The organism is Kouleothrix sp. 19917 (genome assembly GCF_057073505.1).
This window is the reverse complement of sequence record NZ_CP097099.1, coordinates 8566895-8587715: the sequence shown is the minus strand read 5'-3', so window position 1 is coordinate 8587715 and position 20821 is coordinate 8566895. Positions and strand designations below refer to the sequence as shown.

At 50.2% G+C, this 20821-nt stretch carries 13 protein-coding genes; all 13 read right to left on the bottom strand.

The genetic code is table 11. The features are described 5' to 3' along the window. Position 1 precedes the first annotated feature (1 nt). Entirely contained in the window at positions 2-2212 is a 2211-nt protein-coding gene (locus M1P90_RS34590; protein WP_483700473.1) for a bi-domain-containing oxidoreductase, read from the bottom strand. Positions 2213-2217: 5 nt separating this feature from the next. Next, positions 2218-4143 (bottom strand): asparagine synthase (glutamine-hydrolyzing), encoded by a 1926-nt coding sequence (gene asnB, locus M1P90_RS34585; protein ID WP_483700472.1) that lies wholly within the window; start codon positions 4141-4143, stop codon positions 2218-2220. A 119-nt stretch (positions 4144-4262) separates the two neighbouring features. After that, positions 4263-5498 carry a glycosyltransferase gene (locus M1P90_RS34580; protein WP_483700471.1) on the bottom strand — a complete coding sequence of 412 codons (1236 nt, stop codon included), beginning with the start codon at positions 5496-5498 and terminating at the stop codon, positions 4263-4265. Positions 5499-5537: 39 nt separating this feature from the next. Beyond that, positions 5538-6680, bottom strand: coding sequence for a glycosyltransferase family 4 protein (locus M1P90_RS34575; RefSeq protein ID WP_483700470.1), 1143 nt, complete (start codon positions 6678-6680; stop codon positions 5538-5540). Then, the gene (gene wzy, locus M1P90_RS34570; protein WP_483700469.1) at positions 6677-8023 is read right to left on the bottom strand and encodes an O-antigen polysaccharide polymerase Wzy; all 1347 of its coding nucleotides are present in this window, start codon (positions 8021-8023) and stop codon (positions 6677-6679) included. Before wzy ends, M1P90_RS34575 begins: the two co-directional genes overlap by 4 nt. A 30-nt stretch (positions 8024-8053) precedes the next feature. Continuing rightward, complete coding sequence (locus M1P90_RS34565; RefSeq protein ID WP_483700468.1) at positions 8054-9307, bottom strand: glycosyltransferase family 4 protein; 1254 nt, start codon at positions 9305-9307, stop codon at positions 8054-8056. Positions 9308-9323: 16 nt separating this feature from the next. After that, positions 9324-10361 carry a glycosyltransferase gene (locus tag M1P90_RS34560; RefSeq protein ID WP_483700467.1) on the bottom strand — a complete coding sequence of 346 codons (1038 nt, stop codon included), beginning with the start codon at positions 10359-10361 and terminating at the stop codon, positions 9324-9326. Then, positions 10358-11824: an oligosaccharide flippase family protein gene (locus tag M1P90_RS34555; RefSeq protein ID WP_483700466.1), complete on the bottom strand. Its 1467-nt coding sequence runs from the start codon at positions 11822-11824 to the stop codon at positions 10358-10360. The genes M1P90_RS34560 and M1P90_RS34555 overlap by 4 nt, the downstream gene beginning before the upstream one ends. A 127-nt stretch (positions 11825-11951) precedes the next feature. Next, complete coding sequence (locus tag M1P90_RS34550) at positions 11952-13079, bottom strand: DegT/DnrJ/EryC1/StrS family aminotransferase (RefSeq protein ID WP_483700465.1); 1128 nt, start codon at positions 13077-13079, stop codon at positions 11952-11954. 63 nt (positions 13080-13142) lie between these two features. Then, on the bottom strand, positions 13143-14069 hold the full coding sequence (locus M1P90_RS34545; RefSeq protein WP_483700463.1) for a WxcM-like domain-containing protein: 927 nt from the start codon (positions 14067-14069) through the stop codon (positions 13143-13145). A gap of 105 nt (positions 14070-14174) precedes the next feature. Then, positions 14175-15464: a nucleotide sugar dehydrogenase gene (locus M1P90_RS34540; RefSeq protein WP_483700462.1), complete on the bottom strand. Its 1290-nt coding sequence runs from the start codon at positions 15462-15464 to the stop codon at positions 14175-14177. Positions 15465-15513: 49 nt separating this feature from the next. Next, positions 15514-17862 (bottom strand): tyrosine-protein kinase domain-containing protein, encoded by a 2349-nt coding sequence (locus tag M1P90_RS34535; RefSeq protein ID WP_483700461.1) that lies wholly within the window; start codon positions 17860-17862, stop codon positions 15514-15516. Between the two features lie 445 nt (positions 17863-18307). After that, positions 18308-20761, bottom strand: coding sequence for a DUF4012 domain-containing protein (locus M1P90_RS34530; RefSeq protein ID WP_483700460.1), 2454 nt, complete (start codon positions 20759-20761; stop codon positions 18308-18310). Between the last annotated feature and the right edge of the window lie 60 nt (positions 20762-20821).

Sequence of the window (20821 nt, the reverse complement as noted above, 5' to 3'; positions counted from 1 at the left end):
GTTATTCCTCATCGATCAGGACAGGCTCGCCATTTGCAAGGCTGCGCTGTGCTGCTAGGGTTGTACGAGTCGAACGGACAATATCATCGAACGCGATTGGAAGCGGGCCGCGCTGAGCGAGGCAGTTGATCAGCGCCTGCCACTCAGCCTGGTGCCCCTTATCCTGGCGCAGGCGCGCCACCCGATCGGTGGCTTTGCCACCCTGGCGAATGCGGAGGGTGCGGTAGTCGTCGAGCCGGGCCGAAAGGCCGCCACCAAACACCTCCAGGCATTCTTTGCCGAAGCCTTTATCGCCATTGGCAACATAGGTGATCGTGCTGAGCGAGCCATTGGCAAACTCAAGCGTGATCAGCAGGTTATCTTGTGCATAGCGGCCGTTGTCGGGCAGGGCGCGAGTTGTTACGCGGTGTGGGGTGCTGCCAGCCAGGTGGATCAGCAGATCGATGAAGTGGCATCCTTCGCCCAGCAGGCGGCCGCCGCCTTGTTTTGGATCGTGGGTCCAGTGTTGCAGCGGAATATAGCCAGCGTTTACCCGGTAGTTCAGCACCAATGGCTCGCGAATGCGATCAAGCTGCTGCTTCAGCTCTACCACAAAGGGCGCGAAGCGCCGATTAAAGCCCACCATAAGCACGGGAGCGCCACGACCATCCTGGCTGCCCCGCTCGCTGGCTGCCCGGTACGCAAGCTCGATCGCGCCCAGCTCATCGTTGGTTAAGCACAGCGGCTTTTCAACAAACACATGCTTGCCGCCCGCCAGCGCCGCAATAACCTGGCGCGCATGGAGATCGTGGCGGGTGAGGATGGCCACAGTGTTGATTGCGGCGTCGTTGATGAGTGCATGGGTATCGGTGGTGCAGTAAGCAAAGCCAAAGCGATCGGCCGAGGCGCGCGCAGTGATGCCGCTGCCACTGGCAATACCAACGCGCTCCAGCTGATCAAGATCTTTGATTGCCGGGAGCAATGTTGCATTGGCGAAGTTGCCCGCGCCAAGCACGCCCAGGCGCACACGCGCCACCGTAACCGGCTGCGCTGGCCGCCGAGCTGGCGCAGCGGCCGGGGCGAGCTTGATCGTGCGGCTCAGATCGGGCTGGCCAGGGTATGCCAGCAACACACCAAGAAAAGGCTGGCCGGTTTTGCCGGTGATAAGCTCGTAGGCCTGCGGCGCATCGTCGATTGGGAAGCGGTGCGAAATCAGCGGCTGCATGCCGAGCTTGCCTTCGCCAAGCAACTGCACAAAGGCCTGCATATTGCGCCCTTCCGTCCAGCGCACGTAGGCATAGGGGTAATCGCGGCCCTGCTCTTCGTATTCCAGGTCGTAGCGGCCCGGGCCATACGAGCGCGAGATGCGAAAATCAAGCTCTTTTTCGTAGTAGATTTTGCGCGGAATATCGAGCCCGACCGCGCCGACCGCCACCACAATGCCCTTGTCGCGCGCAACCTCGCCGGCCAGCTCGATCGGCTGGTTGCTCTTGGTGTCGGCGGTGATCAACACTGCATCCGCGCCATAGCCGCCGCTTAGCTGCTGGCAAAGTGCGCGCAAATCGTCGGCCGAGCTTGCCACCGCATCGGCGCCCGACTGGCGGGCAAGCTCGGCGCGCTGCGGCTGAATGTCCATTCCAAGCACCACGCAGCCGGCGGCCTTGAGCATTTGCACCGTGAGCTGGCCCAGCAAGCCCAGGCCGATCACTGCCACAACCTCGCCCAGCTTGACCTCGGCCAGTCGAATGCCCTGCAGCGCAATTGCGCCAAGCGTGGTGAAAGCGGCGGCCTCGAAATCGACATTGGCCGGCAGCTTTGTCACCAGATTGCGTGGAACGGCCACCACCTCGGCGTGCGTGGCAAAGCCGCCGCCCGCACATGCCACGCGGTCGCCAATCGCGAACTCCTCGATCTCGGCACCAACATCGATCACCGTGCCAGCGCAGGAGTAGCCCAGCGCCATCGGCTGATCGAGCCGGTTCTGGATGGCATCGAAGGTGGTAAGCACGCCTTCCTGGCGGGCCTTGTCGAGCGTCTGGCGTACCAGGTCGGGCCGCGAGCGCGCTTTCTGGATCAAATTCTTCTCGGCAAAATCGACAACCATGCGCTCGGTGCCGGCCGAAACCAGCGACGCCGATACCTGGATCAAGATCGACTGTGGGCGCAGGCTGGGAACTGGAACATCGGCTACTAATGCCTCGCCAGTACGAATATGTTGAATAAGCTGTTTCATGTACACTACCTACAATCAATAAACGCTTGGTACCAGAGTTCTAATGTCAGCAATGCCCATATTTGTAACGACCAATCATTCTTTCCACTGCGCTGTTCAGATAGGATTTTGTTAATAGCATTGGGCTGAAAAAATCCGCGTTGAGAGATTCTCTGCTCGCTTAACAGATCACGAACCATCTCTTGTAAATCATAGGTAAGCCAATAATCAACCGGCGCACCAAAACCCGCCTTTCTTTGCTGTAAAACTTCTGCAGGCAAAACGTTGCGCATTGCTTCACGCAAAATAAACTTCGACGTACCTTGACGCATCTTCATCGAAGGTGGTACATTCCAGGAAACCCATTCAGCTAATTGCCAATCGAGGAAAGGTACGCGCACTTCAACCGACGACGCCATACTCATCTTGTCGTTATACGTGAGATTCAGACTCGCCATAAATGTTTTGACGTCGAGATACAGCATTTGATTGAGAAAATCCGATGTCTCAACATGTTCAAAATAGGATAGATGCTGGGAGCGAGCATCAGTCGCATTCAGATAGCTATATTCAGCACTGTATAATTGTTGTCGATCAGCAGGGGATAGATACACGCTATCCATGAGATAGCGATCACGTGGTGCTAACGAGCCACTCCGCGCCATTTTTTTTGCAAGGCGGATATATCCTTTCATCGGAGTTCCACGCATCGAAGGTAAGCGTAGCACCGATGGCTCTATTACATGCTGGCGTAGCAAACTTGGGATACGGCGATAGTGTTCGGCCAGAAAGTGTGCTTGATATTTGCGATAGCCGGCAAATAGCTCGTCGCCGCCAATGCCGGAGAGTAATACTGTTACATCTTTGCGCGCTTCACGATTGACCAAATAGGCCGTAATAATCGCTGGGTCGGCCACTGGTTCGTCCATATGCCATATAAGTTTGGGTAATAGCCCAACAACATCTGTATCAACAATAATTTCAGTGTGTTTACATCCAAAATGTTGTGCGGTGCGCCTTGCCACTGCAGGATCGTCAATGCCCACTTCACCGACACGATACTTTTTAGGAAACGCAATTGTAAATGTGCGGACTGGTTGATCCGTATGTGCAGCCATAGCTGAAACAATGCTGCTTGAATCTAAACCAGCGCTCAGAAATGCGCCTAAAGGCACATCACTTAACATCTGCGATTTTACCGATTGAAAAAAACGCTGCTTAAGTTCGGCAGTGAGATCAGGTTGGCTGGCCTGGAATATATGCTCGCGTGGTGGAAACGCTAAATCCCAGAATTGAGTTACATGTAACCGGCCATGTTTGAAAATCGCGTAATGCCCAGCAGGCAGCTTATAAACACCTTCAAACATGGTCAACGGATCAGGTACCCACAAAAACGTCAAATATTGATTTAAAGCTGCAAGGCATGGCTTACGCACAAAACCAGGCAGTTCAAAAAACGATTTGACTTCTGACCCAAACGCAAATTGCTCGCCTTGTTGCGTGTAATACAGCGGCTTAATGCCAAAGTGATCGCGTGCTAAAAATAATTGCTCATGCGCTGCATCCCAAATGGCAATCGCAAACATTCCATTAAGCTGACGAACGCATTCAGGGCCATACTCCTGATACATATAAAGGATGGCTTCGGTATCACTGTTCGAGCGAAACTGATATCCTTTTGTTTCAAGCTGGGCGCGCAGTTGTGGGTAGTTATACACTTCTCCGTTATAAACAATTGTCAATCGGCCATCGACAGTTTGCATTGGCATATGGCCAGCAGGCGAAAGATCAAGAATTGCCAATCTTCTCGACCCCAATCTTACCCAGTTGCCATTTGGGAGTTGAGTTTGCCAAGTTCCTCGATCATCAGGCCCACGATGGTGTTGTACATCTGTCATAGCTTGCAATACTATATTGTCGCCCCAGGCAATCGCTCCAGTAATTCCGCACATCTCAATACCTTACATATAAAGCTTTAATTCATGCATGCGGTAGAACGATGTGATTTAGTTGAAATATTACCAAAAATAATAGCGGTGTTTCCCAATCTTAGCATTACTATTATGGAAATTTATACTATACTGACTATATCTAAATAAAATTTTTCAGCCTGTTCCATAACCATATCATAGTCAGCTTTCTTTGCAATTAGATGCAAATTATGTTTTTGTGCCGCCTCGCGCAAGACAGTATCATCAAGCGCATGGATAATATTTGCAGCAATTGCTGCAGGATTAGTAGGCTCGCATAAAAGCCCGTTAATGCCATGATCAATCCACTCTCTTACAGACTCAATATCTCCTGCCACTGGAAAACAACCGCACGCCATCGCTTCTAACAGGGTATTAGGTGTTCCATCGTGCAAGCTGGGAGACACGGTAACCGTGGAAAGGCGAAATAGCTCAGCCATCTGCTTTCGCGTTGTCAATGGTAATAGACGTACCGATTGTTTAATTCCAAGCTGGCTCAACCATTTTTCTGCAGTGGGATTCCCTTGCATTGCGCTACTTACAAAGATCGTATCAGGATACTTCTGCAGAACCAATGGAATAGCCTGGAAATAAGCGTCGTTACAAACATAGTTACGGAAACCTCGCGGATTAATCACTACTTGAGAATGTGATGGAATGTGCAACTCTTTTTTCAATTGCACATTAACAGGGCCTGGAGCAAAAATTCTGCTCTGAATACCACCTGCACCAGGCAAAACAATATCGGGCTTTTGACTGTCAAAACCCCAACATTTTGCCATCTGTAGATCACGGTGGCAATCACAGTGAAGAGCACTCGCGCGTTTCATAGCAGAGCGAGTTTGATGGCCAACTAATCTACTTTGGCTAGCATGCAGAGTAAAATCGTTCCCCCACACAGAAACAAGTAGTGGTATTTCTTTCGGTGTGGCCTTCGCTGCGAGAATGCCTTCGAAGGGGATACGCATTGCATGTACTAAATCGGGTGCAATCTCCTTTATCATGCGATGCGTCATCTGAACATGCCGAGCGAGATCAAGCGCCGACAACCATCGATGTACATTGCGCAACCGATCAGCACCTACTCCGACGCGTAACTGTGACAATAAAGGAAAAAGCAAATTCTGTTCTTTTTTTTGCCCCAGTGTTCCTTCACGTCCAACTTTTGCAAACTGAGAAAAAGCAACCAAAGACTGTAATATTTGTGCATTGCGAATTGTGCCAGGAGCACACGGATAGGTAGAAATAACAAAAACTTCGTGGTGGTTATCAACAAAGTAATTAATCCAATTCTGAGCAATTGGACTGCGTGCATCAGCTATATATACTATTTTCATTTGGCTGCGGCTCCACTGAGATCGAGATCATTACTACATTCAGTCAAGGCTACTTTGATAAATCCAAGGAGCAGTTGGGTATGATTTCAAGTTCCCGATCATATGTTCTAAACACTCGAGAAAATACGGTGCGACGTGCTCGGTCGAAATACGCTGGCCACATTCAGCCGCTGCCATGCGCATCGCCGGCCAATCAGTTCTACGGGCGAAGAAGTGAGCCAAACATGCACGCAGATCAGCTACATCTTCGTTGCGGAAGATATAGCCATTGACCTTTTGCTGTATTAGATCGGCTGCTCCGCAGCGATCGGATATAACTACTGGAACGCCAACCGACAGCGCTTCGTTAACGACTAGGCCCCAGCCATCCCAGCGCGAAGGTAGTACCAGCAAATCTGATTTTGCAATTCGTGCAGGGATATCACCTGGCGATAAAACCCCTTCAAAGTTTACTCTTTCCTCAAATCCAAGACGGTGTATTTCACCCAGAAGAGTCTTCTGCATCTCTCCTCTGCCGATCAATACCAAATTAAGCGAGGGGTATAAATCAAAGAATGGTCGCATAGCTTCTAATAGCAGGTCAACTCCTTTACGATAGATTAGTTGACCAACAAAAATTACCTCCATGCGGTTTGTTTCCGAGTCGGGAAGCTGAATATGCTGTACATTTGCGTCCGAGCGAAAATAACCAAAGGGATAAATTTGCTGATCCTTTACTCCTAGCTCGCGAAAGAACTGCGCGCCCATTCGTGATACAGGCAGTACACCCTTCGCACCCGAAAGAATGAACCGGCCAAATCCATTACGTATTAGCCTCTTTCCTAGTGTGCGAATAACACCCGTGTTGGCGGCTTCAGAATAGATTGCATAGGAACTCCGCATACTAGCTAGCGTGGCTAATGCAACTGCAAACGCTGGCTCGGCCCAAACACCGTTGACAATGTGTATTCTTCGACGCTGACGATATGCAATACGAAGCGCATCTACAAGTGGGTGGTTATGGTCGAGAAATTGGTACTGATAGCCTTGTGTATCACTCTGCCACCCAAGTCCTTTTCGATCACCTGGAAGATCTTTAGCATAGATTACCTGCAGATCAACACGCCCAGTTTTGACAAGTGATCGAAACATATCACTCTGGTAAAATGATGGGTGATTCATCCAAACTGTCAGTGGTATCATTCCCTTATCCATCTCCAATTTGCAACTGACTCTTTTTTTCTTATCGGAAACACCCAATGTAAGAGTACAATGACCATTAATGGCATCATGTTCACAAATGTAAATATGATTATTGAGATTAAGCCATCGCGAAAAACCTGGAAGAAATTACAAGCAATTATTAAATAAACAAATCGTTCAATTGAATAATAATTCTTTCGATATGCTTTAAAATACAGTCGACCAATGAAATATGCAAGAACATACGGCACTACAATAATACCTATATATCCAAAATTTGCATACGATTCACCTAAGAATGTGATAATCATGCCAGATTCTTTCATTGGCCTCCAAGGTCTAGAAAAATCACTCATATATTCAACTAATCCGGGTTTATTTGGCCATAATTGCCGAGGTATGGGCAATGTCAAAACAGATAAATACGTCTTCCCATAATAAAATATTCCATTATGATCTATTAGTGTTAATCCCGAAGCATATTGATCTAAGAACGTTTGATCATCAGCTGAACCACTAATCGCATCGCTGATAGAAATCTTTGAATAGGAAACGATATCACTAAGTGACGATCCCTCCTGAGCCATTCTACCAATTGCCTTTAATGGAAAGAAAATTAGAGTAAATGTAATTATCAAAACTACTATGCGCAAGGATGGCCACCGCAATTTTTTTCGATCTAAATATATTTGTAAAAGCAAAATAACTGGAATAATAACACGATAACGGTGATAGCCTTGATACGCCATAATAAAAAGATAGGCTATCATGGGTAGCATCAACCACCAACGCAAGCCATACCAGTATATAAGCGCCAATAAGCAAAGTCCAACCCAAGCCTGGGTAATTGTAATCCAGCTTGATGACTGCCATTCGCCAAACATCGCGCTTGAAGAATTATCTACTCCTGGTAGCCGAGATAATAGCGCTAGGCCCACTATTCCTACGGGGAAAGCTATAATAACAATTCGCCATATATGTTCAATAGAAAGTGTATGATTATATGATGCGCTATTATATTTTCGGTAATTATTTCGTCGAGCGTCTACTATACTAGCCCTTACCCAGGCAATTGTCATAATAATCAAAGCCGCATCAGCCAGAATCGCAGCTCTAACAAGCTCAGCAATCGTAACAGGCTCAAAAGCCGCTCCCCAGGTTGAGAAAAGCGTGGGCGCGCCAAAAAAAACGCCGAAAATTCGCTGAGTAAAAGTATAAATGTGAAAGAACAGATAAATAGTAGCAGGATGCGAATGGCCTAAGCGACCAAATTTGACGAGAATTAGCGAGCAAAAAAACACAACGAGAATATCTACCAATAAAATTAATTCAAGTGCCTGCATAGCCCCACCTTAGATTCCAAAGAAATATATTTACTCATCCCCAAGGTTAACAGCATCGATCATTTTTATATATGCATCGCGAATACCTGCTCTAAAGCGCTCCCACGTGAAGGACCTCGCGCGCACGGCAGCCGCCTGGCCCATATCGAAAAGCTCTTGCCGATGTTCAATCCCCCATTCGACTTTTGTAGTGATCGCCTTGACATCTCTAATGGGAACAATAAATCCATGCGTCCCTTCATCGATTACATCAGGGCCGCAAGTATGATCTGTTGTAATTATCGGTAAGCCACACGACATTGCTTCCAGAATAACGTGCGCGAATCCTTCAGCCAAAGATGGGAATACAAAAACATCACTTTGCCATAATAATTGTATGAGCTGCTCACGTGGCAAACCTATATTAATTTCGATTTGCAAATCGGAATATTGTGCAAGCAGGTCTTGATCTATTAAGCCACGGCCGCACAAAATTAGCCTGACATCCTGATCTTTCAATGCTCGCATAGCATCAAGAAGATAAGAAAGCCCTTTACGCTGTATCATGCTTCCAACAAATATAAGTGTAAAAGGCCCACTCGGTCGATGCTCCCTTGGACGACAGGGAAAAGCACTACTATTTACACCATATGGAACCACGTGAATTTGCTCTTGCGGAATGCCGTGTTCGGCAAGCGTGCCTGCAGTATATGTACTTGCGACCACCCAGCCATTCGCAAGATGTGGCTCTTCTGCAAGATCATCAAACTCGTCTGCTGTAAGTGATAGCTCATGCTCCATAAGTAACGATGATTTTGCCTGTGGCACACGCTCTATTTCTTCCAAGAAAATTTGGCGAAGTGTTTGTGGATGTGGGTGGAGCTGGAAAATAAAACGATACTTTGGTAAATCAGCCGCAAATGTGAATGCAACATGAGCATAATAACTGTAACAAAACAAAGGCCAGTCAGATTGCGCGGCAATATCTTTAGATTTCTTACTTAAATATTTATCTTTAAATCTATTTATCTTTATTTTTGGAAATACAGTCATTACAATAGTAGAAAACAATGCAAAACCAGAAATTATCACTTTCCTACTGTCTAAATCTACTCGATACCTCGCAGCTATTAAATTATTCATCGACTTAAATTGAGTAAATAGGAAAAACCATTTTCTGTCAGCCGGCCAGTACAAATCGGTCACTAAGTTTTGCAGCAAATTACCTTCATCCAATGCTATTGGCAATTGATATCCATCACGAGCTCCAGATAATACCACGATAGCCTTATCGTATTTTTTCATAGATTAATACCTCAAATTATGGATATTTGATATTCAACTTCTTTATATTAACACGCAAAGATATAAATCGTTGATAAAATATATATATTCGTGGGAATAACCCAATTAACGACCATTTAACAACTTTTCTAAAATTATATCTTTGAAAAAATAATTTCAAAATGATCAACAATCTCTTCCATCTAATTTCAGATAAAATCAGATGTTCAATTTCCATTTCCCTCAATAAATATAAAGAACTCTTTTTAAAGTTCAAAATATCTTCTTGATTCCCAGGATATGAAGAAGCTATTTTTTTCAAATCACTAATTCGATTTTCATAAATAGCAATATTTCCCCTAGCATGGCGAGAAAGCAAAAAATATATCTCATCAATATTTACATGCCTTGCAAGTTTAAAATGAATATTATTAGCGTGCCTTCGATACAGTACTAAAGGCGAGTTAATAAACTTAACTTCTCCGAGTAGCGCTGAACGAAATGGAATAACAATATCTTCTCGTATTACATCTTCTCTCAACGGACCAAAAAGATCGAAAACACGCCTATCCCATGCGTGCGTACAGCCCAATACTCCAGTACCGTGTTTAGCCATCCATTCTACAGACAGCATCTCTGGTTCAGGCGGGATGAGATGCAAGCCTTCATGATTACCAGAAGAATCTATAACAATAGCGTTTGAATAAATAGACATAGCCTTTCCATCAGAGGCCTGATAGACATTATAAATTTCAGCAACGCGGTTTGGCAGAGATATATCATCTCCAGCAGCAACCACTACTAGTTGGCCTTTGACATGCTGCATAGCCCAGTTGATATTCGCGCAAATTCCAGAATTGCGTGGAGTTTTTATGACTATAATGCTATGCTTGCCATCATACTCTGATATTTTTCTACATATAGCATCGTAAGTACCATCGTTAGAACAGTCGTCTGATATAATCACTTCGAGAGGAGAGTATGTTTGATCTAACGCGCTTTGTATCGCAGCGTCTATAAAGTCTTTTTGATTATATGCCAAAATAAGAAATGAAACTAGAGTACTATTAGTCATTCTACTTTCCATCCTAATCTCAAGGTTAAGAATATTAGTATATTCTTTTTTTCTTGTATCTCAAGTAAATTATAAATTAGAATTACCGATATTCCTATAAAAACACACGCAGAATACCACTCAACAAAATCAAAACTCCAGCTATATATTGAAGCAAATAAAATCAAACATATACCTAATAACCATACCCTGCTCATTTTACCGGATATTGCAAAATTGTAGTTTTTTCGAGTGTAATATAAATAATAAGCAAAGTAAAGCATATAAACAACCATAAAAGCAACACCAACACCCTGAATCGACCTAAATAAAACAACTGAAATTATCGATAATACAAGAAAAATTACACTCCAGGCTAACTCTGTCCAAAAATACACTTTCATACGAGCATAAGCCACCACCGGTGTAGCAATTACATAAGAAGATATTTTAAAATAATCTCCGATTAAAGTCCATGTGAGTATTTTTGTAGATCCAATGAAATCTGGCGAGTATAAATTTGAAATAATAAGTGGCTTTAATACAATAACAGTTGTTATTAACGGTATCATCGCAAACAAACTAATCCGAGAAACGTTTATCATCAATTTAACGCAATCTCCCTTACTATTAGTACGACTCATTTCTGGAAGATAATATGTGTTAAATGATGTCAGAATAAGCATTACATAGAGCATGCTTAAATTCCAAGCCGCATTAAAAATTCCCGCACTAGCGAGACCGCTATAGCTAACTATTAAAGCATTAATAGATAATATTACTATAGTCCCAACTTGACTTGTTACGAACACAGCTCCAGACATAGAAAAGAAGTGCCGTAATTCTTGGCGACCTAATGTATAACTGAATGATGGAATCCATTTTTCGCGATACAAAATAAATAACGCAATAAAAGTTTGAAATAAGAGAGCACCACTCATTAACAAAATAAATCCAAATTCATTTCCACTTTTTATATAATTTGTTATTGGGTATACTATCAATGCCGTTAAAATAGCCCCAACAATCTTAACTATAGCCAATCTTCCTACAGCACGATAACCATTTAATACCGCACATAAATAAGAATAAACTATACTCAATGCTATAGGCAAAGCCAGCCATTGAATAAGATACTCGGAAATACTATCTTTCGACAAGAGTAATTGTTTTATCCAAGAAGAGAAAATAACAAACCCAACTGTAGTTAGTAGGGTGGCTATAAAAATCAGCCAAAAAGTAGTTATAATATATTTATCTCGCTCTTCACCTTCTCGGCTTGCAATCCCCTGTACTAAAGCTGTGCTACCTCCCAACGTCGCTAGAACTATTGCAGTTGATTGTATTTGCCCAAGTATTGAAAAAACACCTAATCCTTCTAATCCAAGAACGAGAGCCAGAATTTTATTAGTTATTACACCAAATATCATTGCTATAATTGCAGCTCCGCCCGTTTGGGAAGCTGCTTTAAAAATACTTTTCATATAAATCGCAATACCTAAACTACAATCTTTCTTTTGGCCGATCCAAAAAAACACCAATCAAACCGTATAATTAACTTGCAAATAAATCTTATATATGATAAGGCTTTTTGATTTCGATAAAATTATATTATATATGATAATCGTTTATCACTTCATTTTCAGTAAAATATTTAATTTGTTCAGAAACAAACATCGCATCGGAATCTGATAAGTGCGGTCCTATTGGCAGGCTTAAAATTTCTTCGTGGATTACTTCAGTTATTGGATAGGAACCAGATGGCAAATCGAGTTCCTTGTAGGCTTTTTGTAAATTGGGAGGCACTGGGTAATGAATAAGTGTCTCAATTCCTTTCGATTTGAGATAAGCTTGCAACTCATTTCGTTCTTTAGAACGAATTACAAACAAATGCCATACGGGTTTTGCGCCTTCAAAAATGATAGGCAAAATTATTCCGGTATTTTCTAATGATGTAAGATATATTTGAGCTATGTGTGAGCGGCGCGCATTCCATTCATCTAAATATTTTAACTTGACGCGCAGAAAAGCAGCTTGCAGTTCGTCAAGACGACTGTTAAATCCCTTATTATCATTATAGTACTTTATTTTCGAGCCGTAATTCCGCAAAACACGAATCTTATCTGCCAAAATTCCATCATTCGTCGTGATCGCACCCGCATCGCCAAGAGCTCCAAGATTTTTCCCTGGATAAAAGCTAAATCCGGCAGCATTGCCAAGTGCGCCTGCACGCAGTCCTTTATATATAGATCCATGTGCCTGCGCAGCATCTTCAATAACTTTAAGGTTGTATCGTTGTGCAAGGGCCATTATTGGCTGCATATCTGCGGGCTGTCCATACAAATGGACGGCAATAATTGCTTTAGTATGAGAAGTAATCACGGCTTCAATACGGCTTGGGTCAATATTATAAGTATGTCCAAATGGTTCGACAGGTACAGGCGTAGCACCAGTATATGAAACTGCCAACCAAGTCGCAATATAAGTATTAGCAGGCACAATAACTTCGTCGCCTAGTCCAACATTATAGGCTCGAAGGATTAGATGCAAGGCATCAAGGCCATTGCCGACACCGATACAATGGTTTACACCGCAAAAAGCAGCAAACTCTTGCTCAAAATTTTCCACTTCAGTGCCTAAAATATACCAACCCGATTCCATAACACGCTGGTAAGCCACATCTAATTCAAATCGGAGCTCATCATAAGGCGATTTTAGATTTAAAAAGGGTATTTTCATGTCAAACCCATAATATTACAAGTCATTGCAACAGCAAAATACTCATTATAATTCGAAATTAATTTACTTAATCAACTGCAAGTAATCATCGTAATTACGAATATAGTCGCCCGAGTTATATACATGAGAAGCTAATACTAATAATACAGCATTTGTAGAATAATTGTACTGCGTAGCCCATATCATCGGTGGAATTAAGAGACCCATCATAGGACTATCAAGCCGAATTTCTTGACGCTGGAAACCATTATCTACCACAACAGCGCAGCTTCCGTGCACACAAATGAGAAACTGAAAACATTCTTTATGTGCGTGCTCACCTCGAACTCGTTGCGATGGAACATCATATACTAAAAAAAAGCGCGCTGGCTCAAATGGTATATGTTTCGCAACTTCTCCAGCTACTAGACTACCCCGCATATCAATAAAAGAAGGTATATTAATAGCCTTCACACCATTTATTGTTATTTGTGGTAAATCATTTTCCTTATAACTAGAAATATTAAATGATTTTGAATCAGTTGTAGAGTAAGAATGTATTCTGGCAGGATTGCCGTACACTATAGCATTTGGAGGTACATCTTGTGTCACAACACATCCCGCACCAACCATTGCATTTCGACCAACAACAATGCCAGGTAGGATCGTTGCATTAGCACCAATAGATGCTCCAACGCAAATACGTGTAATTGGATAATTACTGAGATATTGTTTACTGCGCGGAAAAGGGTCGTTAGTAAATGTGGCATTAGGTCCAATAAAAACATCGTCATCAATACGAACACCATCCCAAAGCTGAACTCCAGGTTTGATTGTAACCCGATCACCAATTACGACATCATTCTCGATGAAGACATTATCACAAATATTACAATCTGAACCGATTTTAGCTCCACCTAAAATATGTGCAAATGCCCATATACGAGTGTTAGTGCCAATTTCGGCACCGGTTTCTACAAGGCCATTTTTGTGAACGAAATAATTAGTCACCGATTATCTCCTACTTATTAAAAAGGTAACATTATTAAAAATTAATACTTATTTATACCTAAAATTTTTTATATAAATAATAGCTTATACTTAATAATACTAGATCTAAATAGATTTTCTTGTATCAATCATTATTCTAGATGTTTCTTTTATTTTCACCCAATCATATGCTGAATGATTCGTAGCCACCACAACGCAATCAGCTATTACTAATGCTTTATCAATATCTATGTCGCTTTCCATCGAAACACCATCATAATAAAAAGCTGGCACATGTGGGTCATGATAATTTACTATTGCGCCTTTTTCTTGCAATAGATGAATAATATCAAGCGCAGGTGACTCTCGAACATCGCTCACATCTTTCTTGTACGCCACACCCAGCACAAGCACCTTGCTGCCCTTCAATGGCTTTCCGGCATTGTTCAAGGCATCCTGCACCTTCTGCACCCAGTAACGCGGCATGTTGGTATTGATTTCGTTGGCCAGCTCGATAAAGCGCGCATTGTAGTTCAAGGTGCGCAGCTTCCACGAAAGGTAGAGCGGATCGATTGGGATGCAGTGCCCGCCCAGCCCAGGCCCGGGCGTGAACTTCATAAAGCCAAAGGGCTTGGTTGCCGCCGCTTCGATGATCTCCCAGGCATTCAGGCCGAGCTTGTCGCACATCAGCAGCACTTCATTGGCCAGGCCAATGTTGATCGCGCGAAAGGTGTTTTCCAGCAGCTTTACCATTTCGGCTGCCTCGGGCGACGACACCGGCACAATCCGTTCAAGTGCCGAGCCATACAATGCCTGGCCGGCCTGCAAGCACGCCGCTGTTACGCCACCCATGACTTTTGGCGTGTTTTGCGTCGTCCAGTCGGTGCGGCCGGGGTCAACCCGCTCGGGCGAGAAGCACAGAAAGAAATCTTCGCCCACGCGCAGGCCAGCGCCATTCTCGTGCAGGCGTGGCAGAATGATCTCGGTGGTGGTGCCGGGGTAGGTCGTGCTTTCCAGCACCACCAGCATGCCACGGTGGATGTGCTGGGCCAGCTGCTCGGCAACATTGACGATATATGAAATGTCCGGGTCGCCAGTTTTGTTCAGCGGGGTTGGCACACAGATACTCACCGCATCAACATGCGCCAGCGCGGCAAAATCATCTGTGGCGCTCAGGCGGCCTTCGGCCACCAGCGGCTGCAATCGCTGCGAAGGAATATCTTCAATATACGAATCGGCCGCGTTCAGCGCCGCCACTTTGCGCGTATCGAGGTCGATGCCGACAACGGTATGGCCGGCCTCGGCAAATACCACCGCCAGCGGCAGGCCAACATAGCCCAGGCCAATAATACCAATGGTGGCGCGGCCCGATTCGATCGTGTCGATCAGCTGTGCAATGGGTGTGCTCGCTGGCATGGGTGCAACTCCAAAAAGCTATACAACCGTCACAATACAAGGTCTGGGTTTAATCGCGCTTGCGGCCCGCGCTCTTGCGCTGGTTTGCGCCGGGCTTTGGCGCTTCGGCGGCCGGCGCGATGCTGCCACTGGCAGCCAATGCGCCCGTGAGCTGGCCATTCGAAGCTACGGGCATTGCGGGCGACGATGCAGGCGCGCCAGCGGTTGTTTGCTCGGCGGATGCGGCCGGTTTTGGCGCGCGGCGCGGCGCACTTCGGGCGCTGCGGAACAGGCCAAAGCGGCGGCGCGCGCTTTCCTGCTCATTGCTATAGTAGTAGTAGTAGCTCTGCTGCTTGCCGCGCGGCGTCGCCACGCCATTCAGCACCACGCCCAGCAGGCGCGCGCCGCCCTGCAGCAATTGCGCGCGGGCCTGGCGCAGTGCGCCCACGCGCGTGCTGTTCGCGCGCGCCACCAGAATGGCGCCGTCGCAGGCGCGCGCAAGCTGGGCCGCATCGGCAAACACCAGCAGCGGCGGCGTATCGAACAGCACAATGTCGCACTCGGCCTTCAGCGCCTCGATCAGCTCGGCCATGCGCCGCGAGCTGAGCAGCTCGGCCGGGTTAGGCGGGATGGGGCCGCACGGCATCAGGTGCAGGTTCGGCAGCTCGGTTGCCACCAGCTGCTGGTGAATATCGGCATTGGCCGGGCCAAGCAGCGCCGCCGTTACGCCGCGATCATTCGGCAGCCCGAAGACTTTATGCAGCGTTGGCCGGCGCATGTCGGTGTCTACCACAATCACGCGCTTGCCAGCCTCGGCCAGCGCCACCGCCAGGTTGGCAATCGTTGTGCTCTTGCCTTCGCCCGGGCCGGCGCTGCTGATCGTCAGCGCGCGCAGCGGGCTGTCGATCGCCGTGAAATCGAGGTTCACGCGCAGCATGCGGTAGGCCTCGGCCATGGGCGTGTTGGCGGCGCGCAGCGCCACCAATTGGCCGCCGGGAGCAGCGGATGGCAGCTTGCCAATGGCACCCAGTGCCATGGCCCCGGCCTGCTTGCCGGCCTGCTCGGGCGTCTTCACCCGGTCGTCAAGGTATTCCAGCAGGAACACGCTGCCAATCGCCAGCAGCGCGCCCACGATCGCGGCCAGCAGGCTATTCTTCAATGGCTGCGGGCGCACCGGCGCGGCCTCGGCGCGCGCCGCCTCGGCCACCGCCAGGCTATCGGTGTTCTGCGCTTCGGCCAGCTGCACATCGCCCAGGCTCTTGGTGAGCGTGGCATAGCTGCTGCGGTACTGCGCCAGCAGTGTTTCCATGCGCTCGCGCTCGGCGTCGCTGGCGGCAGTGCCCGGGTTTTTCAGCGCGGCCAGGCTGGCCTGTGTGCTGTCGATATCGGCCTGCACCTTGGCCAGCTCGCGCTCCAGGCTTTGGCGCGTTTCGCCATAGCGGCTGGTCTGCTGGGCCTGGTTTTGCTGGCCGAACACGCGCACAATCTCGTTGGCAATGTCGGCGGCGCGCTGCGGGTCGCTATCTTCCACCGTCAGATTCAGCAGCTGCGTATTCACCACTGGCGCAACACTTACCTGCTTGGCTAGGGTTTCGGCATCGATCGCCAGCTGCAGGTTGGCAATCACTGCTTCCAGCACCGGCCGCTTGCGCATCAGCTCGGCATAGGTCTTTGCCAGGCGCTCGCCAGTCAGCAGCTCGTTATAATCGGGCGTGCCGTTGCCGCTGCGCGCCTGGTTGATCAGCAGCGCGGCCGACGACTGATAGACCGGCGTGGACTGGATGCTATAGAAGTAGGCAGCGCCGCCGGCCAGCGCCATGCACAGCACAATCAGCCAGGCCCAGCGCCAAAGGATCGAAACGTACTGCAGCAATGCCAATGGCTCGGCGGCGCGCGGCTCGCGGCCGCCCGGATTGGCAGCAAAGATCATTGGGTTTCTCCCAGCTTGTGGGCCGGCCGGCGTGCCCGGCCCGGCGGCCAGCAGCGGCGCGGCGCGCCCGCCTGCGGGCAGATTGCCGCCGGCCAGCGGCACAATCACGCCATCGTAGTGCAATGGCTGGCCGGCCGGGCCATAGGTGGCGCGCGCGCTTTCGCGCACGGCCAGCGCCTCGCCATCGGCGCGGTGCCACTCGGTTTCGGCATCCAGCACTTCGCCGCCATATTTAGCAAACATGGCCTCGGCATAGCCAGCGTCAAACGCCGCTTTGTCCAGCTCGCCGGCGCGCAGCGCGGCCAGGCTGGTGTAGCCCAGCAGCCCAAGCAAGGCCGGGCTGGCCGCGATCAGTGTGCCATCGGGCGTAAGACGATATGCGCACATCGTATCGTCGCCCAGCAGCGGCTCGAAAGCCTCGGCCCCGGCCAGCAGGGCGGTCAGCGCCGCAACATAGCGCTGTTCAGGGACTGGTTGTACTGGTGTCATGGCGTTCAACAATCCTAAATTACAAATGGTTTTTCTTTTGCTCTCACAACACTACATTTTTTGTTTTCAACCGAGTACTCTGGAAAATCATTTTCCTGTGCTCAGCTTCCAGGGAGCTCAGGCCAGTTTTTCATCAACCGGATAAGCAGATGAGCTTCCTGGAAGCTTGCTGCATTGCAGGGCGTCAATCCTTCAACGATATCTTCCGCTCAGCTTCCAGGAAGCTTGCTGCATTGCAGGGCGTCAACTCTTCAACGATATCTTCCGCTCAGCTTCCAGGAAGCTTGCTGCATTGCAGGGCGTCAACCCTTCAACGATATCTTCCGCTCAGCTTCCTGGAAGCTCAGGCCAGTTTTTCATCAACCGGATAAGCAGATGAGCTTCCAGGAAGCTTGCTGCATTGCAGGGCAGCAAGCCGCCCCCGAACCCCACCGCATACCTTCTGTCATGGTGTGCTAAATGTCAGGTCGATCTCCTGGTCGGCGTCGAGCGTGCCGGCCCAGCGCAACACCTGCCCGCCGCTGCTGGCCAGGCCGGGGCTGGCGCTGGCCAGGCTTGCGCCAGCCGGCAGCTTCAGCTCCACCACAACAGGTGCCGCCAGCGTACCGGCCTGCTTCTGGATGCGCAGCTGGTAGTGCCAGCCGGCGTTGTCGCGCCGCACAATGGTTGGCGGCAGGGCATAGCGCAGCACGGTATCGCGCGTTTCGCCAAAGCCAATCAGCTGGAACACACTCATCTGGCTGGTGCCGGCTGGCCCGGCCTCGGTATGCACGGTGCCATCGTCGCCCACCTCGGAAAGCATGGCCGCATCGGGCACCGGGCGGGTATGTGCGCCCACAAACTGGCTGCCCTGCGGCGCCAGCACGCGCATGTAATCGTAGTAGCAGCGCTGCATCCACTGCGCATAGCTGCTCTCGCCATCGATCTGCTGTGAGCACGCCGCCGCCGACTGCACCGGGTTGGTATGGCGCAGTGTCAGCGTCGCCTGTGGCGCGCTTGGCTCGCTCAGGTCGAGCGAATACGTCATGGCGCGGGTCACCAGGGCGTTCATTTTGTTGTAGCCCATGTTGGTATCGATCGGCATCAGGAAATCGGCATTCCCCGGCCGCACCGCGCCATTCCAGCCATAGCGCGCAAACAAGGCCTGCGCCTGCGGGTTTGGCACATCCAGCAGCAGGTGGCGCTCGCGCAGCGCCTGGCGCATTGCCAGCGCCAGCCGCCAGACATCGATCTGCCCGGCATTGCTGTTCAGCTTCGCCAGCATGGCATTCGCCAGCCGGCCAATATATGCTTTCTTATCGGCCTGGTCATCCTGGTTATCGTGCTCGCTGCGCAGGTAGGCCAGCACATTCTCGGCCGACACCGGCGCGGAGCTGCCCTCCACTGTCACCGGCCCCAGCACCTCCAGCAGCATCTGCGCGGCGTAGGGGTCGAAGGCCACGGCGGCGGGCGGCTGCTTGCCCTGTGTCAGGGCATACAGCGCGCGCGCCTGCTGCACGGCGGCTGGGAAATCGGGCGACCAGTTCGCATCGCGAAACACCCACATCTCCACGGCCATATAGCGCAGCATTGGCGCGGGCGGGTCGGGGTAGGCAACATTCGCAAAGTCGTCGAAATAGGGCGAGTTGTGCAGCAGGATCTCGCTGGGCCGGCCATGATCGAATGTGGCAATGCCAGCGGCCGTGATAAAGCCGCCCGTGGCGCGCAACTCGTCGGGGTTTTGCGCCAGCAGCAGGTAATCGGCTGGGCCGCGCGCGCCAAGCAGGTCGGGCAGCGCCAGCGCCAGCGCCATGCTATCGCGCAGCAGGCCGGCCAGCGTGCTGATTGGCTGCAGCCGGCCCGCGATTGCGGCGGGCGGGTGGGCGGCCTGCAAGCGGGCGGCGGCATCGGCTGCGCGGGCGGCGGCATCGCGCGCGGCGGCAAGCCGGGGCTGCGCGGCCAGCACCTGATCGACCACGGCCGCGCCGAGCGGGCCAGCGTTGCCACGCGCAAGCAGCAATGGCGCCAGGCCGGCGTAGGCATCGTCGGCGGCAGCGGCCAAATCGGCCACCGCATCGATCATTGGCGCGGCACTGGCCAGGCTGGCGGCCGGCGCGGCCTGCCCGGCGGCGGGTGCAAGCAGTGGCGCGGCGGCGCTGCGCAATGCGGCGGTGTCGCGGCGGGTTTTGGCCAGCAGCGGGCCAAGCGCGGCCAGCTGCTCGGCGCTGGGCTTGCCGCCAGCATAGGGCTGCAGCGCCTGAAGATCATCCAGCAGCGCGGGCATGGCGGGCGCGGCCTCGAACGCCAGCCGCGCCATCGGCAGGGCCTGGTCGATCGGGCGCAGCTGGTTCGCCGTGCCGGGCTGAAGCTTCGCGAGATCGATCTGCGACCATGCGTCGGCGGCACGGCCCAGCGCGGCGCGCGCCTGGCCGATCTGCGGGCCGGCCGCGTCGATGCGCGCCTGCAAGCGCGGGCCATTCAGCGGCGCGCCATCGGCGGGGACAAGCAGCGGGCCAAAGGCCTGGTAGGCATCGTCGGCCGCGGCGCTTAGCTCGGCGGCCGCGTCGAGCAGCGGGCCGGATGCCGCCAGCTCGCCGCCATAGCGCGGCAGCCAGCCGAGCCAGCGCGTGGCTGGCAGCAGCACGCCGGCCTCGGCGCGCAGGGCCGCAGTGTCGGCGCGGGTTTGCGCGAGCAGCGGGCCAAGCTGTGCGGCGGCAGCCGGGGCCAGTGGCGGCCTGGCCAGTGTCTGGATGGCGCGTATATCGGCGCGCACAGCCTGCGCGCGGTTGTAGATAAACCACAGCTTGGTGCATAACACCGCAGCCAGCAGCAGCAGCACCGCCGCCACAATCCACCGGCGGCGCACAGCCGGCGCGCGGCGAACGACTTCAGGTTTGCTTTCGAGCTCAACTGCCGACACAACGCTCCCTTTACCCTCTTCAACTCGCAACGCTGGTAGGGCACTGCCAGCCCAACAATC

What these genes read in the sequence shown, in the direction of transcription:
- M1P90_RS34590 (WP_483700473.1), bottom strand. Translation starts at nt 2,212, where the DNA reads ATGAAACAGCTTATTCAACATATTCGTACTGGCGAGGCATTAGTAGCC.
- asnB (WP_483700472.1), bottom strand. Translation starts at nt 4,143, where the DNA reads ATGTGCGGAATTACTGGAGCGATTGCCTGGGGCGACAATATAGTATTG.
- M1P90_RS34580 (WP_483700471.1), bottom strand. Translation starts at nt 5,498, where the DNA reads ATGAAAATAGTATATATAGCTGATGCACGCAGTCCAATTGCTCAGAAT.
- M1P90_RS34575 (WP_483700470.1), bottom strand. Translation starts at nt 6,680, where the DNA reads ATGATACCACTGACAGTTTGGATGAATCACCCATCATTTTACCAGAGT.
- wzy (WP_483700469.1), bottom strand. Translation starts at nt 8,023, where the DNA reads ATGCAGGCACTTGAATTAATTTTATTGGTAGATATTCTCGTTGTGTTT.
- M1P90_RS34565 (WP_483700468.1), bottom strand. Translation starts at nt 9,307, where the DNA reads ATGAAAAAATACGATAAGGCTATCGTGGTATTATCTGGAGCTCGTGAT.
- M1P90_RS34560 (WP_483700467.1), bottom strand. Translation starts at nt 10,361, where the DNA reads ATGACTAATAGTACTCTAGTTTCATTTCTTATTTTGGCATATAATCAA.
- M1P90_RS34555 (WP_483700466.1), bottom strand. Translation starts at nt 11,824, where the DNA reads ATGAAAAGTATTTTTAAAGCAGCTTCCCAAACGGGCGGAGCTGCAATT.
- M1P90_RS34550 (WP_483700465.1), bottom strand. Translation starts at nt 13,079, where the DNA reads ATGAAAATACCCTTTTTAAATCTAAAATCGCCTTATGATGAGCTCCGA.
- M1P90_RS34540 (WP_483700462.1), bottom strand. Translation starts at nt 15,464, where the DNA reads ATGCCAGCGAGCACACCCATTGCACAGCTGATCGACACGATCGAATCG.
- M1P90_RS34535 (WP_483700461.1), bottom strand. Translation starts at nt 17,862, where the DNA reads ATGACACCAGTACAACCAGTCCCTGAACAGCGCTATGTTGCGGCGCTG.